Annotated in this window: 14 protein-coding genes; 7 read left to right on the top strand and 7 right to left on the bottom strand. The window is 65.7% G+C overall.

The genetic code is table 11. The annotated features are described in order from the left end of the window. Positions 1 to 67 precede the first annotated feature (67 nt). A complete protein-coding gene (locus AB6730_RS08765; RefSeq protein ID WP_371023319.1) occupies positions 68 to 424 on the top strand; it encodes a PilZ domain-containing protein in 357 nt (118 codons plus the stop codon). Positions 425 to 579: 155 nt separating this feature from the next. On the opposite strand, the gene AB6730_RS08760 is transcribed toward AB6730_RS08765, so the two are convergent. Then, on the bottom strand, positions 580 to 2,277 hold the full coding sequence (locus AB6730_RS08760; RefSeq protein WP_371023260.1) for an AMP-binding protein: 1,698 nt from the start codon (positions 2,275 to 2,277) through the stop codon (positions 580 to 582). A 59-nt stretch (positions 2,278 to 2,336) separates the two neighbouring features. Here AB6730_RS08760 and AB6730_RS08755 point away from each other — a divergent pair, with 59 nt between their 5' ends. Beyond that, positions 2,337 to 2,834 carry a hypothetical protein gene (locus AB6730_RS08755; protein WP_371023259.1) on the top strand — a complete coding sequence of 166 codons (498 nt, stop codon included), beginning with the start codon at positions 2,337 to 2,339 and terminating at the stop codon, positions 2,832 to 2,834. Between the two features lie 111 nt (positions 2,835 to 2,945). Here AB6730_RS08755 and acnA read toward each other — a convergent pair whose 3' ends face one another. Next, entirely contained in the window at positions 2,946 to 5,690 is a 2,745-nt protein-coding gene (acnA, locus tag AB6730_RS08750) for an aconitate hydratase AcnA (RefSeq protein ID WP_371023258.1), read from the bottom strand. Positions 5,691 to 5,917: 227 nt separating this feature from the next. Between acnA and AB6730_RS08745 the strand changes: the two genes are divergently transcribed. Further along, positions 5,918 to 6,847 carry a LysR family transcriptional regulator gene (locus AB6730_RS08745; RefSeq protein WP_371023318.1) on the top strand — a complete coding sequence of 310 codons (930 nt, stop codon included), beginning with the start codon at positions 5,918 to 5,920 and terminating at the stop codon, positions 6,845 to 6,847. 58 nt (positions 6,848 to 6,905) lie between these two features. Here the strand turns inward: AB6730_RS08745 and hflD are convergent, their stop codons facing one another. Genes hflD through AB6730_RS08730 form a run of 3 tightly spaced genes read right to left on the bottom strand, consistent with a single transcriptional unit; the run spans position 6,906 to position 9,185 of the window. Continuing rightward, positions 6,906 to 7,532, bottom strand: a complete 627-nt coding sequence (gene hflD, locus AB6730_RS08740; protein ID WP_371023257.1) for a high frequency lysogenization protein HflD — start codon at positions 7,530 to 7,532, stop codon at positions 6,906 to 6,908. A 37-nt stretch (positions 7,533 to 7,569) separates the two neighbouring features. Next, positions 7,570 to 8,664, bottom strand: coding sequence for a tRNA 2-thiouridine(34) synthase MnmA (gene mnmA / locus AB6730_RS08735; RefSeq protein WP_371023256.1), 1,095 nt, complete (start codon positions 8,662 to 8,664; stop codon positions 7,570 to 7,572). Then, positions 8,661 to 9,185 carry an NUDIX hydrolase gene (locus AB6730_RS08730; protein WP_371023255.1) on the bottom strand — a complete coding sequence of 175 codons (525 nt, stop codon included), beginning with the start codon at positions 9,183 to 9,185 and terminating at the stop codon, positions 8,661 to 8,663. The genes mnmA and AB6730_RS08730 overlap by 4 nt, the downstream gene beginning before the upstream one ends. An 87-nt stretch (positions 9,186 to 9,272) precedes the next feature. Here AB6730_RS08730 and clpS point away from each other — a divergent pair, with 87 nt between their 5' ends. Then, positions 9,273 to 9,605 (top strand): ATP-dependent Clp protease adapter ClpS, encoded by a 333-nt coding sequence (gene clpS, locus AB6730_RS08725; RefSeq protein WP_306850467.1) that lies wholly within the window; start codon positions 9,273 to 9,275, stop codon positions 9,603 to 9,605. A gap of 79 nt (positions 9,606 to 9,684) precedes the next feature. Continuing rightward, complete coding sequence (clpA, locus tag AB6730_RS08720) at positions 9,685 to 11,952, top strand: ATP-dependent Clp protease ATP-binding subunit ClpA (RefSeq protein WP_371023254.1); 2,268 nt, start codon at positions 9,685 to 9,687, stop codon at positions 11,950 to 11,952. Positions 11,953 to 12,145: 193 nt separating this feature from the next. On the opposite strand, the gene infA is transcribed toward clpA, so the two are convergent. Together infA and AB6730_RS08710 are read right to left on the bottom strand one after the other, a co-directional pair. After that, positions 12,146 to 12,364 carry a translation initiation factor IF-1 gene (infA, locus tag AB6730_RS08715; RefSeq protein WP_019466733.1) on the bottom strand — a complete coding sequence of 73 codons (219 nt, stop codon included), beginning with the start codon at positions 12,362 to 12,364 and terminating at the stop codon, positions 12,146 to 12,148. A gap of 102 nt (positions 12,365 to 12,466) precedes the next feature. Further along, positions 12,467 to 12,742 carry a polyhydroxyalkanoic acid system family protein gene (locus tag AB6730_RS08710; protein WP_371023253.1) on the bottom strand — a complete coding sequence of 92 codons (276 nt, stop codon included), beginning with the start codon at positions 12,740 to 12,742 and terminating at the stop codon, positions 12,467 to 12,469. A gap of 127 nt (positions 12,743 to 12,869) precedes the next feature. Here AB6730_RS08710 and AB6730_RS08705 point away from each other — a divergent pair, with 127 nt between their 5' ends. Together AB6730_RS08705 and serC are read left to right on the top strand one after the other, a co-directional pair. Then, positions 12,870 to 13,637 (top strand): FHA domain-containing protein, encoded by a 768-nt coding sequence (locus AB6730_RS08705; protein WP_371023252.1) that lies wholly within the window; start codon positions 12,870 to 12,872, stop codon positions 13,635 to 13,637. Positions 13,638 to 13,687: 50 nt separating this feature from the next. Then, positions 13,688 to 14,773, top strand: coding sequence for a 3-phosphoserine/phosphohydroxythreonine transaminase (gene serC, locus AB6730_RS08700; RefSeq protein WP_371023251.1), 1,086 nt, complete (start codon positions 13,688 to 13,690; stop codon positions 14,771 to 14,773). Positions 14,774 to 14,816: the final 43 nt, after the last annotated feature.

The following is a 14,816-nucleotide window of genomic DNA, read 5'->3' as shown; positions in this document are numbered from 1 at the left end:
TGAACGAGGTGCGGTCATGTCGGTCGCCACGGACAAGGACGCAATATCGGGATGGGTGGAGAAGCTGATGTCGGATGACAAGGAAGATTCGCATACGCGCTATCGCCATGCGCGCATGAGGGTACAGACCGCGGTACTGATGAGCCGCGGCGGCGAGGCGCACCCGACGGACCTGGTCGACATCTCGGCCACGGGCGCGCTCCTGCGCCGTCCGCCCGGCTGGCGCGGTGAGCCGGGGCAGACCTGGATACTGGACATGATCTTCGGCCACGACCTGCACATCCACCTGGAAGCATCGGTGGCCCGCGTATCCGCGCGGCAGATCGGCATGGAATACACCCTCATCCCCGAGGACAAGCAGGCCTCGCTCTGGGAGTTGCTAGGCGGCTACGCGGACACGCTCGAGGCCTGGCAGGACGACTGACATCCGGGGTGCGGTAACCCTCCCGATTGGAACCGCCCTGGTGGGAGCCGACCTTGTCGGCGATCCCGCGGCAGCGGGCCAGGTTGCGGCAAGCACCCATCGCCGCTGAAGCGGCTCCCACAAGAGCCGGCTTCCCAAGAGGTTCGGCTTCTACCTCAAGCAGCGGTCGGGCGGGTCTTCTTTCGTTCCTCGTCGCGAAGCTCGCGGCGGAGGATCTTGCCGACGTTGGTCTTGGGCAGGGCATCGCGGAACTCGATCTGCTTCGGGCGCTTGTAGCCGGTGAGGTTCTCCCGGCAGTACTCCTTCAGCGCCTCCACGGTCAGCGAGGGGTCCTTGCGCACGACGAACAGCTTCACCACCTCGCCCGAATGCTCGTCGTCGATACCGACCGCCGCGACCTCGCCCACGCCCGGGTGGCGCATGACGATATCCTCGATTTCGTTCGGGTACACGTTGAAGCCGGAGACCAGGATCATGTCCTTCTTGCGGTCGACGATGAAGGCCTGGCCGGTCTCGTCCATGCGGGCGATATCGCCGGTGCGCAACCAGCCATCCGCATCGAGCACCTTGGCCGTTTCCTCCGGCTGTTGCCAGTAGCCCTTCATCACCTGCGGACCGCGAATGCAGAGTTCACCGACTTCGCCAATCGGAAGGACCTTGCCATCCTCGTCGCGGATCTGTGCATCGGTATCCGGGATGGGATAGCCGATCGAGCCGGTGTAGTCCTTGATGTCGACGCGATTGGCGAAGGCGACGGGCGAGGTCTCGGTCAGGCCGTAGCCCTCGATGATGGGATGGCCGGTGACCTTCTTCCAGCGTTCGGCGACGGCGCGTTGCAGTGCCATGCCGCCGGCCATGGAGAGGTGCAGGTGCGAGAAATCGACCTGGTCGAAGCCGGGGGTGTTCAGCAGTCCGTTGAACAGCGTGTTGACGCCGGTGATGGCCGTGAACTTCGTCTTCTGCAACTCCTTCACGAAGCCACGCATGTCGCGCGGATTGGTGATGAGGTAGTTGAGGCCACCGAGGCTGGTGAAGATGAGGCAATTCACCGTCAGCGAGAAGATGTGGTACAGCGGCAGCGCCGTGATGACCGTTTCCTCGCCCAGCGTGGCGTGGCCGGCGACCCACGGGCGGGTCTGCAGCATGTTCGCGACCATGTTGCGATGGGTGAGCATCGCGCCCTTCGCCACGCCGGTGGTGCCACCGGTGTATTGCAGGAAGGCGATGTCGTCGTGGCCGATTTCCACCGTGGGCAACGGGTGCGCCTTGCCACGGGCGAGCGCGTCGCGGAAACGCACGGCCTGCGGCAGCTTGAACGGAGGCACTTCCTTGCGCAGGGTCTTCACCACGAAGTTGATGATGTTGCCCTTCGGGAAGCCGACCATGTCGCCGACGGCGGTGGTGATGACATGGCGTACCTGGGTGCCTTCCACGGCCTGTTGCGCCGTGGCGGCGAAGTTGTCCAGGACCACCAGCGCCTGCGCACCCGAGTCTTCCAGTTGGTGATGCAGTTCGCGCGCCGTGTATAGCGGATTCGTGTTTACTACGGTGAGGCCGAGGCGTAGCGCGCCGAACAGGGCGATCGGGTACTGCAGCAGGTTCGGCAGCATGATCGCCAGGCGGTCGCCCTTCTTCAGGCCGAGTTCGCCGGAAAGGTAACCCGCGAAGGCGCGCGAGAGTTCGTCGACCTGGCCGTAGGTCAGGACCTTGCCGAAGTTCGCGAACGCCGGGCGGTCACGAAATTTCTTAAAGGAGTCTTCGAAGACGGCCGCCACGGAGCGGTACGCGTTGACGTCGATGTCGGCGGGAATGCCGGCCGGGTAGTGGTCGAGCCACGGACGCTCAATGCTCATGAATCGGACGAACTCCAGGAAGTGACGGATGCACGGCGCATCGTCATAAGGCCGTGGCATTGGAGCATACGCCCGCGTATAGCGGCAAGCCGCATTGCAGCGCGTTTACATGGGGAGAAAGCACGATGTGGAAAGCGGGAACGTTGCTGGTCGTCCTCGCACTGGCGGGTGTCGCCGGTTGCCGGCATGCGCCGGACGAGGAGCAGGTGCGCTCGGCGATAACGGCTGCCTCGGTAGGTGCGGAAGCGGGCAAGGCGGGGGATACCGTCGCTGCGTTGACGGATGACTTCGACGGCAACGCGGGACAACTCGACCGCACGTCGCTGGCGAACCTCGTCCGGGTCTACGCGCTGCGCGGGCAGAAGGTCCACGTGCTGATGGGCCCGACGGAAGTCGAGAAACGTGGCGAGCGGCTGGTGGCGACGTTCACCGTCACCCTGACCGCCGGGGTGGGCGTCTTGCCGGATAACGCAGGGGCTTACGTGGTGGAGACGGGCTGGCGCAAGGAAGGGCGCGAGTGGCGGTGTTTCACGGCGAGCTGGAAGCGCGCGTTGTAACCGTATCGCCGACAGGGTCGGCTCCCCACCAGGCCTCGCGAATCGCCGACATAGTCGGCTCCCACAAGGTGCGAAACCCCGTGTGGGAGCCGGCTATGCCGGCGATGCTTCTTAGGCTGCCTTCGCCAGCTGGCGAAGCACGTACTGCAGGATGCCGCCGTGGCGGAAGAACTCGCGCTCCTTCGGGGTCAGCAACAGCACCTTCACGGTGAACTCCTTGACCGAACCATCCGGACGCGTCGCCTTGACCGTCGCCGTCTTCGATTCGCCGCCATTCAGGCCAGTGATGTCGAACACTTCGTCGCCCTTCAGGCCGAGCGTCTGCGCGTTCTCGCCGTCCTGGAACTGGCAGGGCAGCACGCCCATGCCGACCAGGTTCGAGCGGTGGATGCGCTCGAAGCTCTCGGTGATCACCGCCTTGACGCCCAGCAGCAAGGTGCCCTTGGCGGCCCAGTCACGCGACGAGCCCGTGCCGTATTCCTTGCCGGCGAGGACGACCAGCGGGGTGCCGTCGGCCTTGTACTTCATGGCGGCGTCGTAGATCGCCATTTCTTCGCCGGTCGGGATGTACTTCGTGTAACCACCCTCGACACCATCGAGCATCAGGTTCTTGATGCGGATGTTGGCGAAGGTGCCGCGCACCATCACGTCGTCGTTGCCGCGACGCGAACCGTAGGAGTTGAAGTCCTTCGGCTCCACGCCCTTGGAGATCAGGAAGCGGCCCGCCGGGCTGTCCTTCTTGATCGAACCGGCCGGCGAGATGTGGTCGGTGGTGATCGAGTCGCCGAAGATGCCCATGGCGCGCGCGCCGTGGATGTCCTCGATGGTGCCGGCCTCGGCGGTCATGCCGTCGAAGTAAGGCGGGTTCTTGATGTAGGTGGAATCGTCCCAGGCGTAGGTCTTGCCATCCGGCGAGGCGATGGCGTTCCAGCGGCTGTCGCCCTTGAAGACGTCGGCGTAGCTGTCCTTGAACATCTGCGGGCTGATCGCGCCGGCGATGGCGTCGGAGACTTCCTGGTTGCTCGGCCAGATGTCCTTGAGGTAGACGGGCTTGCCGTCGCTGCCGATGCCGATCGCGTCCTTGGTCAGGTCGATGTTCAGCGTGCCGGCCAGCGCGTAGGCGACGACCAGCGGCGGCGAGGCCAGGTAGTTCATCTTCACTTCGGGATGCACGCGGCCCTCGAAGTTGCGGTTGCCCGAGAGTACCGAGGCCACGGCGAGGTCGCCATCGGCGATGCCCTTGCTGATCTCGACCGGCAGCGGACCGGAGTTGCCGATGCAGGTGGTGCAGCCGTAGCCGACCACGTAGAAGCCCACCTTCTCGAGTTCCTCGAGGAGGCCGGTCTTCTTCAGGTATTCGGTGACGACCAGCGAGCCCGGTCCGAGCGAGGGCTTCACCCACGGCTGCGAGGTGAGGCCACGCGCGGCGGCCTTCTTCGCCACCAGGCCGGCGGCGAGCATCACGGCGGGGTTGGAGGTGTTCGTGCACGAGGTGATCGCGGCGATCACGACCGAACCGTCGTTGATGCGGAAGGACTTGCCGTTCTTCTCCACGAGCACGCCTTCACCATCGACGGCGTTGGCTTCGTTGCCGACGGCGGTGCCGCCGCCTTCATTGTTGAAGCGGGCCACGTCGCCGTTCTTCGGCTTGCGGTTCGCGGTGAGCGGACCGACGGCATCGAGGAAACTGCCCTTGACCGATTCCAGGAGCACGCGGTCCTGCGGACGCTTCGGGCCGGCCAGCGACGGACGCACGTCGGCGAGGTCGAGTTCGAGCGTGGTGGTGAATTCGGCTTCCGGCGTGTTCACGTCGTGCCACAGGCCCTGGGCCTTGGCGTAAGTCTCGACCAGGGCGATCAGCGCCTCGTCGCGGCCGGACAGGCGCATGTAGTTCAGCGCTTCCTGGTCGATCGGGAAGATGCCGCAGGTGGCGCCGTATTCGGGGGCCATGTTGGCGATCGTGGCGCGATCGGCCAGCGGCAGGTTCTGCAGGCCGGGGCCGAAGAACTCGACGAACTTGCCGACGACGCCGAGCTTGCGCAGCATCTGGGTGACGGTGAGCACGAGGTCGGTGGCGGTGACGCCTTCCGACAACTTGCCCTTCAGGCGGAAACCGACGACCTGCGGGATCAGCATGGACGACGGCTGGCCGAGCATCGCGGCCTCGGCCTCGATGCCGCCCACGCCCCAGCCCAGCACGCCGAGGCCGTTGATCATCGTGGTGTGCGAGTCGGTGCCGAAAACGGTGTCGGGATAGGCGAACGACTCACCGTCCACTTCGCTGGTGAAGACGACGCGGGCGAGGTTCTCCAGGTTCACCTGGTGGACGATGCCGGTGCGCGGCGGCACGACCTTGAAGTTGTTGAAGGCCTTCTGGCCCCAGCGCAGGAAGGAGTAGCGCTCCTGGTTGCGCTCGAATTCGATGGCGACGTTCTGCTCGAGCGAGCTTTCCGTGCCGAACGTGTCGACCTGCACCGAGTGGTCGATGACCAGTTCGGCCGGCGCCAGCGGGTTGATCTTGTCGGGGTCGCCGCCCAGCTTGGTCACGGCATCGCGCATGGCGGCCAGGTCGACCACGCAGGGAACGCCGGTGAAATCCTGCAGCACCACGCGGGCGGGCATGAAGGAGATCTCGGTGTCCGGCTCGGCCTTGGCGTCCCACTTGGCCACGGCCTCGATTTCCTTGGCGGTGACGTTCACGCCGTCTTCCTGGCGGAGCAGGTTCTCCAGCAGGATCTTCATGGAGTAGGGCAGGCGCTTGATGTCGAACGTGTTGCCGAACTTTGCCAGGCTGGCGATGGTGTGGCGCTTGCCGTTGACTTCGATACTGTCTCGGACTGAGAACGAGTCTTTCATGCTGTACTCCTGGCGTGACGTTCTTTAGCTGGGGAGGCCTGGCGGACCCTTGCGGACCGCCAAAGGCGTCGATTATCGCGCAGTCTGCCGCTGGTGTGCGACCGCCGTGAGACCGGCCTCCGGCTAGAATGGTCGTTCGGTAGCGCAGGCCGCGCGAAATCTGGGCGGCGGAAGGATGAGGGCCGGAGCACGTGAGCGCAAACGTATTTGATGGCACGCAGCGTTCGATGATATCGATGGCCTTGTCGTCGGTGTCGCTGCGCGACCTGGCCCTGGTCCAGGCCGTGGCCCGGGAGGGCAGCTTCAACAGCGCCGCCCGGGCCATGTACATCAGCCCTTCCGGCCTGTCGCACCAGGTGCAGAAGGTGGAGCAGGCGCTTGGCACGCCCCTGTTCGAGCGCGGTGGCCGGCGGGTGGTGCCCACCGCCAGCGGGCAGCGCCTGCTCGGCTATATAGAAGAGGTGTTGGCCTCGGCCGAGCACCTGGAGCATGCGGCCCGGGCCGGGGACGTCGCTTTCGGCGGCGAACTGCGGCTGGGGGTGCCCTCCACGCTGGGGCCGTACCTGCTACCCCATTTCATCGAGCCGTTTCCCCAGCGCTTCCCGGGGGCTCGCCTGACGATCTCCGAAGGCAAGCCGCGAGGCTTGCTGCGCCGCTTGCAAGAGGGCGAACTGGACGCCGTGCTGGCGCCGCCGAGCGCGATCGTCACCGGACTGGAATCCATCCCCCTGTTCTTCGAGCCGTACGAGCTGATGCTGCATACGGGGCACCCATTGGCCGGACGCGCGTCCATCGCCCTGACCGAACTGGATGCGGCGGACGCCACGCTGATGGCCGAGAGTCATGGGAATGGCGTGTCGGACCTCGGCATGAGCGGCTCGGCACGGCCCGAGCGCATCCAGGACCTGAGCATCGAAAGCCTGGCCACGCTGGTCGCGCTGCGGGGTGGCTACACGCTGGTGCCGATCCTCGCGCACGAGCGATTGGGTTCGATACCGAACGTGGTGTTGGCGGCGGTGGAGGGTGCGCGGCCGGGGCGGCATATCTCGCTGTACTGGCGGAATGCCACGCCTTGGCGGGAGGATCTGGCGCGGTTCGGCGATTTGCTGCGGGCGCTGGCCGAGGCGATTCCTGGGCTGGATGCGGCGGCTTCGTAGGCCATCGCCGCCTAGCGGCTTCCCACCCAAAGCAAAAAACCAGGTCGCTAGGGCTCGATCAGCCGCCGTCGTCCAGGGTGGAGCCGGTGAGCAGGCCGCGGGCGAGCATCGCGCATTGCTTGCGGTAGATCAGCAGGTGCCATTGGCGGCCGCCGATCTGGTTCCACAGTACCGCCGAGCGCACGGCCGCCAGCAAGGCCGCCCGTACCTTGTCCACGTTCGCCTTCTGCTGAAGGTGCGACGGCGTGCCGGTGACCATGACGCGGGGCTTCAGCGTCGACAAGGTCGAGGTGTACACCTCGGCAAGCCTGGCCGCGACGTTCGGGTGGCCGATGCCGAAATGCTCGACCTGGCGCTGCGTTCCGACGATGCCCTCGCGCAGGCGGTCGAGCAGGCCGCGGTTGCGCGACAGCGAACGCTCGAGGCGCAGGACGGTGATCGCCATGCGCATCACCGCCACGTCGCGCGTCTGGTCCTCGAACTGCGCGACCAGCGTGCGCAGCCCCTTCCTCACTCCCGAGACGCCGCCATAGACGGACGCCACCGAATCGGCGTCGATACGGAACACGCTGGCGAGGCTGGCCTCGAAAGCCGCCTCGTCGCACCGCCCCTCGGTAGCCAGTTGCTGCGCGAGGGCGACACCCTGGAAAACCCCGGCAAGGGCGAGGACGCGTTCTTCATTCATGCGAAAAGCTCGGGAAATGTAGGGGGAATGGACGGATTCACGCCAGGCCGCCGTAGGGCGCGTCGGTCGCGGCGATCACCGCGCCACCCAGGCAGGTCTCGCCGTCGTACAGGACGACCGATTGCCCGGGCGTCACCGCGCGCTGTGGCTCGTCGAACGATACATGCAAGATGTCGCCGCGCACTTCCACGGTGCAGTCCTGGTCGGACTGGCGATAGCGGGTCTTCGCGGTGCAGCGGAACGACACGGCCGGTGGCTCGCCAGCCACCCAGGTGATGTCGGTGGCGGTCAGGCGGTTCGATTGCAGCCAACGGTTCTCGCCACCTTGCGCCACGACCAGTGTATTCGTGGCGACATCCTTGCCGACGACGTACCAGGGCTCGTTGGGCGCATCCGCGCGTCCGCCGATACCCAGGCCGTTGCGCTGGCCGAGGGTGTAGTACATCACGCCCTGGTGTTCGCCGATGACCCGGCCTTCGGGGTCGACCATCGGACCGGGCCTGGCCGGCAGGTATTGGGCGAGAAAGGCGCGGAAGTCGCGCTCGCCGATGAAGCAGATGCCGGTGGAGTCCTTCTTCGCATGCGTCGGCAGGGCGGCTTCGCGGGCCATCTCGCGTACCCGTGGCTTTTCGATCTCGCCCACGGGGAACAAGGTGGCGGCGAGTTGCTTCTGGCCGAGCGCATGCAGGAAATAGCTCTGGTCCTTGGCGGCGTCGACGGCCCGGAGGAGGCGGTAACGGCCATCGCGGAAGTCCACGCGCGCGTAGTGGCCCGTCGCGATCTTTTCCGCGCCGAGGGCCTGCGCGTGCTCCAGGAACGTCTTGAACTTGATCTCGCGATTGCAGAGGACATCCGGATTGGGGGTGCGTCCGGCGGCGTATTCGGCCAGGAAATACTCGAACACCCCGTCCCAGTACTCGCCCGCGAAGTTCCGTGCATGGAACGGAATGCCGAGGCGGCCGCACACGGCGACGGCGTCCTTGCGGTCGTCGTCGGTGGTGCAGGGGCCGGAGCGGTCGTCTTCCTCCCAGTTCTGCATGAACATGCCCTCGACCTCGTGCCCCGCCTGCTGGAGCAGGAGGGCCGCGACCGAGGAGTCCACGCCGCCGGAGACGCCGAGGATCACCTTCACCCGGATACCTCCGGCAAGAGGCTCGACACCGTATCCAGCGGGAACCGGCGGCCATCCAGCCAGGCGTCGATCGTCTGCAGGATCAACGGGGTACGCAAGCGTGCGCCCAGCGCCTCGATTTCGTCGCGACGCAGCCACAGCGCGCGCCGCACCCCGGTATCGAGCGGCCGGTCGGCATCGTGCGAAGTGACATGGCCGGCGAAGGCGAACCGCAGCACCTGCTCGCCGTGCTCGGGATTCACCCACTGCCAGGCACCGATGAAGCTGTCGAGGTCGATGCCATAGCCGGTTTCCTCGAGCGTTTCGCGCACGGCCGCCGCCTGCAGGGTCTCGCCCGGGTCGAGATGCCCAGCGGGCTGGTTGTAGGCGAGTTCGCCGGCGACCTCCTCCTCGACGATGAGGTATCGATCGCCGCGCGCGACCACGCAAGCCGCCGTTACCCGGGGGCACCACACGTTTTCGGCGGAAGAAGAGGTCGGCGGCATCGGCTTAATGAGATAGGTGGCTCTGGAAAAAGGCATATTGTGCCATTACCTGTGGGAATCGACCCGGAAAGCGGGCCGGATTCCGGTGTATAAACAATTCGCGTATCGAAGGCTCCGAACTGAATGTCCCACGAACACGAACACGACCAGGAAAGTGAGCGCGGGCACGGCCTCGCCATCGAGACCTCCCGCCCCGAAACCGCCAGGCCGCCGCTGTTCCAGGTCGTCCTGCTGAACGATGACTTCACGCCGATGGATTTCGTGATCGAGGTATTGCGTAGTTTCTTCGGCATGGACCAGGAGCGGGCGGTGCAAGTGATGCTTCATGTACATACGCGAGGGAAGGGCGTCTGCGGCGTGTTCACCCGAGAGGTGGCAGAAACGAAGGTGACCCAGGTCAACGAATACTCACGGTCTCATCAGCACCCGCTCTTGTGCACTATGGAAAAGATGTAGCCGATCCCCCATCTGGAGTTCATGCGGCATTGACAAGGGGCTGGTTCCCCGCCGCCCACAGCTATCGGAGACGGTCCGTATGTTCAGCAAGGATCTAGAAGTCACCATCGGGCACTGCTACAAGCAGGCCCGTGAGCAGCGCCACGAATTCATGACCGTGGAGCACCTGCTGCTCGCCCTGACGGAAAACACCTCCGCCCTGGCCGCCCTGCGCGCCTGTGGCGTCGATCTGCCGCGCCTGGCGGCCGATCTCCAGCGGATCATCGCCGAGACGGTACCGGTGCTCCCCGCCGGTGACGAGCGCGATACACAGCCCACGCTGGGCTTCCAGCGCGTGCTCCAGCGCGCCGTGTACCACGTGCAGTCGTCCGGCCGTAAGGAAGTCACCGGCGCCAACGTGCTGGTGGCCATTTTCGGCGAGAAGGACTCCCATGCCGTGTATTTCCTGCACCAGCAGGAAATTACGCGCCTGGACGTGGTCAATTACATCTCGCACGGCATCGCCAAGATCGGCGACGAGTCGGCCGCCGCGGCGCCGAACGCCGAGCGTGACGGCGAAGAAGGCGGCGAAGGCAAGGGCAACCCACTCAACGAATACGCCGCCAACCTGAACGAACTGGCCATCCAGGGCAAGATCGACCCCCTGATCGGTCGCCAGGACGAGGTCGAGCGCACCATCCAGGTGCTCTGCCGCCGCCGCAAGAACAACCCGCTCTACGTGGGTGACGCTGGCGTGGGCAAGACGGCCCTGGCCGAGGGCCTGGCCAAGCGCATCGTCGAGGGCCAGGTGCCGGAAGTGCTCGAAGACTGCACCATCTGGTCGCTGGACCTCGGTGCGCTGGTCGCCGGCACCAAGTACCGCGGCGACTTCGAGAAGCGCCTGAAGGCGGTCATCGCCCAGCTGAAGAAGCAGCCGAACGCCATCCTGTTCATCGACGAGATCCACACCATCATCGGTGCCGGTTCGGCATCGGGTGGCACCATGGACGCCTCGAACCTGATCAAGCCCATGCTGGCGTCGGGTGAGCTGCGTTGCATCGGTTCCACCACGTTCCAGGAATTCCGTGGCGTGTTCGAGAAGGACCGCGCCCTGGCTCGTCGTTTCCAGAAGATCGACGTGGTCGAGCCCACCGTGGCCGATTCGATCGAGATCCTGCGCGGCCTGAAGAGCCGGTTCGAAGAGCACCATTCGGTGGAATACACCGGTGAGGCCCTGCGTGCCGCCGTGGACCTGTCGGTCAAGCACATCCCGGATCGCCTGCTGCCCGACAAGGCCATCGACGTCATCGACGAGGCCGGCGCCCGCCAGCGCCTGCTGCCGGAGGAAGAGCGTACCGGCAAGATCGACGTGCCCGAGATCGAATACATCATCGCCAAGATGGCGCGCATCCCGGCCAAGCAGGTCTCGGCCTCGGATCGTGATGTGCTGCGCAACCTCGAGCGCAACCTGAAGATGGTAGTCTTCGGTCAGGATGCGGCCATCGAAGCCCTGGCGTCCTCGATCAAGATGGCGCGCTCGGGCCTGGGCGATCCGTCCAAGCCGATCGGCAGCTTCCTGCTCGCCGGCCCCACGGGCGTCGGCAAGACGGAAGTGACCCGTCAGCTCGCCATGCAGCTGGGTATCGAGATGGTCCGCTTCGACATGTCGGAATACATGGAAGCGCATTCGGTGTCGCGCCTGGTCGGTGCGCCCCCGGGCTACGTCGGTTTCGACCAGGGCGGCCTGCTCACCGAGCAGATCACCAAGCATCCGCATTGCGTGCTACTGCTGGACGAGATCGAGAAGGCTCATCCGGACGTCTACAACATCCTGCTCCAGGTCATGGATCGTGGTGTGCTGACGGACACCAACGGTCGCGAGGCGAACTTCAAGAACGTGATCATCGTGATGACCACGAACGCGGGCGCCCAGTTGGCTTCGCGCCGGGGCATCGGCTTCGTGAAGCAGAACCACGCCCCGGACGCCATGGAGACCATCCGTCGCATGTTCACGCCGGAGTTCCGCAACCGTCTCGATGCGGTCATCCAGTTCAATGCGCTGGACTTCGACCACATCCTGCGTGTGGTGGACAAGTTCCTGATCGAGCTGGAAACGCAGCTGTCGGAGAAGAAGGTGAGCGTGGACGTTTCGCCGGAAGCCCGCCGCTGGTTGGCCGAGCACGGCTTCGACCCGCAGATGGGCGCACGCCCGATGGCCCGCGTGATCCAGGACAAGGTCAAGCGCGCGCTGGCGGACGAACTGCTCTTCGGCAAGCTGGCCGAGGGCGGCAAGGTCACCCTGTCGGTGGAAGGCGACGAGCTGCACGTGGAAACCGAGTCGGCCGAACCGGCGACGGTTCCCGCGTAAACGAAGGGCGGGGCCTCGCGGCCCCGCCCGCCGTTTCGTCGTCTTCTCCTGTCCCGTGGGAGTGTGGGAGCCGCTTCAGCGGCGAAGCCGAGCACTGCACCAGGCGAACCCCATGCGTGAGGAAGAGCCACAAAAAAAGCCGCGGCCATGCCGCGGCTTTTTCATGTCCCGATGAGGCCGGCGCGTGGCGCCCTTACTTCATGCGGTACGTGATGCGTCCCTTGGTCAGGTCGTAGGGGGTCATTTCGACCTTCACCTTGTCGCCCGTGAGGATACGGATGTAGTGCTTGCGCATGCGGCCGGAGATATGGGCGGTAATGACGTGCCCGTTCTCGAGCTGCACGCGGAACATGGTGTTGGGCAAGGTCTCCTGGACCGTACCTTCCATTTCGATGACGTCGTCTTTTGCCATGTGTTCCGGGTCGGCGTGAACGGCCGGAATGGCCGCATAAGTCCCTTAGTATGCCATAGCAGGCTGGCCCAGGCCACCCAAGCCTGACGGCCGTCCGGGCCGTCAGCCGAACTGCTCGTCCAGCTTCCTGCGGATTTCGTCCTCGATGGTGCCGCGCAGCGGCGAGAGCAGCATGCCGAGCTCGGCCGTGACGTGCACCTCGCTGGCCGAGACCGCGATCGCGCCCTTCACGCCCGAGCGGGCGAAGGTGAGCGTATCGCCCTGCCACGTGCCCTCGGTGCCGAACTTCTCGCTCATGCGCGCGGCCACCTTGTCGACGACGGCGCGGGCTCCCTCGATGGTGGTCCCGTGGGGGCGGCGGATGTCGATCTTCGCCATCGTGGATGTCCTCGCGAGTGAAAGCGGGGAGTTTAACAGGCGTTCCATACTGAAGGCAGCGACGCCTTTGCGTTCAATCAGATACCGCACTCTGCTAAAGTCGCGTCGTCAACGTCCCGGTTCTTCCATGCGCATCGAATTCGTCAGCTCGGCTCGCGGTGATTTCCACTGGTCACGGCCCGTGCTGACCATCGGCCGTGCCGACGACAACGACCTCGTCGTGTCCGAAGCCCAGGTCGCCGCCCGCCATGTCACCCTGCATCGCGACCGTCGCGGCCTGGTGCTGGAAGTGGCCCCCGATACCGGGCGCGTCTACGTCAATGCGCGCCCCGTGCGCGAGCGCGCCTTGTTGCGGCCAGGCGACAGCCTGTCGCTGGGTGACTGCCGCATGCTGATCCGCGAGGACGCGGACCTGGAGGCGCGGGAGGTACGGGAACCCACCGAATCGCGTTGCACCGTGGCGCTGCGGCCCGTGGCCGGGCCGCTGTCGGGCCGGGTGATACCCGTGGGCGATCGCCTCGAACTCGGCGCCAGCCACGGGGCGATGCCGCTCGAGTTGCCCGGCAACGACGCGGCCTTGCTGGTCCTCGCATGGGATGGCGGCGAGCTTGTCCTGGATGCGTCCCGCGTGCCTGCAAGGCATGCCGTGCGGGTGAACGGGGTGAAGGTGGTTCGCGCCTCCTTGCAGCCCGGCGACCAGTTGGGTATCGCCTCGCACCGCTTCGTCGTCGACGGTCCCGGCTGGGCCGCGGAGCCGAAGGTGGTCATGCCGGAGCCGGAGCCCGAACCGCTTCCTGAAGATGCCGCGGGTCCGCGTGGCGACGTATGGTGGCTGATCCTCACCGCCGCGGTGCTCGCGCTCGGCATCGCATTGGTCTTGTTCGTCCAGTTCTGAGCGGCCCCGCGGACGGCATAATGGCCGTTCCCCCCGGCCGAGAGAATCACGTGAGCAGAGTCTGGAATTTCAGTGCGGGTCCCGCGGCGTTGCCGGAAGCGGTACTGCAACGCGCACAGGCGGAAATGCTCGACTGGAACGGATCGGGCGCCTCCGTCATGGAGCTGTCCCATCGCGGCAAGCGCTTCATGGAACTGGCCGCCGATGCCGAGCGCCGGCTGCGTGGATTGTTGTCCGTACCCGCGGGGTACAAGGTACTGTTCCTGCAAGGCGGTGCGACCCAGCACTTCGCGCAGATCCCGATGAACCTCGCGCCCGAAGGTGGCAGCGCGGACTACATCGTGACCGGCCACTGGAGCGAGAAAGCCGTGCGCGAGGCCTCGCCCTATATCGAGGCGCGCGTGGCCGGCAGTTCGGCATCGGCGAATTTCGTCGACGTGCCGCCGCGCGACACGTGGACGTTGAACCCCGGCGCGGCCTATGTGCATTACACGCCGAACGAAACCATCCAGGGTGTCGAGTTCCACGACATCCCGGACGTGGGCCAGGTGCCGCTGGTGGCCGACATGTCGTCGAACATCCTGTCCGCCCCGCTGGATGTGTCGCGCTTCGGCCTGATCTATGCCGGCGCGCAGAAAAACATCGGCCCGTCGGGCCTCGTGGTGATGATCGTGCGCGACGAACTGCTGGCGCGTCCCGGCCGGCCGATGGCGAAGATCTTCCGCTATGCCGAACACGCCGCGAACGACTCCATGCTCAACACGCCCAACACCTGGGGCTGGTATCTGGCCGGCCTCACCTTCGAGTGGCTGGAACAGCAGGGCGGCCTCGTGGCGATGGGCGAGCGGAACGCGCGGAAGGCGAAGACCTTGTACGACGCCATCGACGGTTCGGGCGGCTTCTATCGCAGCCCCGTCGCCGTGCGCGCCCGCTCGCGCATGAACGTCCCATTCACCTTGCATGACGCATCGCTGGATGCCGCCTTCCTTGTGGAATCGGAAGCGGCAGGCCTGCTGGCGCTGAAAGGCCACAAGGCCGTGGGCGGCATGCGCGCGTCGTTGTACAACGCGGTGCCACAGGCGGCGGTGGACGCCCTCGTGCAATTCATGCGGGACTTTGCCACGCGGCACGGTTAAAGTCGGAGGTCGCCGCGCTGCAGCATCGCATCGCGGCGATAAC

Origin of the sequence: Luteibacter sp. RCC_6_2 (genome assembly GCF_041360655.1) — a bacterium.
Classification (GTDB): Bacteria; Pseudomonadota; Gammaproteobacteria; order Xanthomonadales; family Rhodanobacteraceae; genus Luteibacter.
The sequence above is the reverse complement of the archived record's forward strand: the minus strand, read 5'-3'. Positions and strand labels throughout refer to the sequence as shown.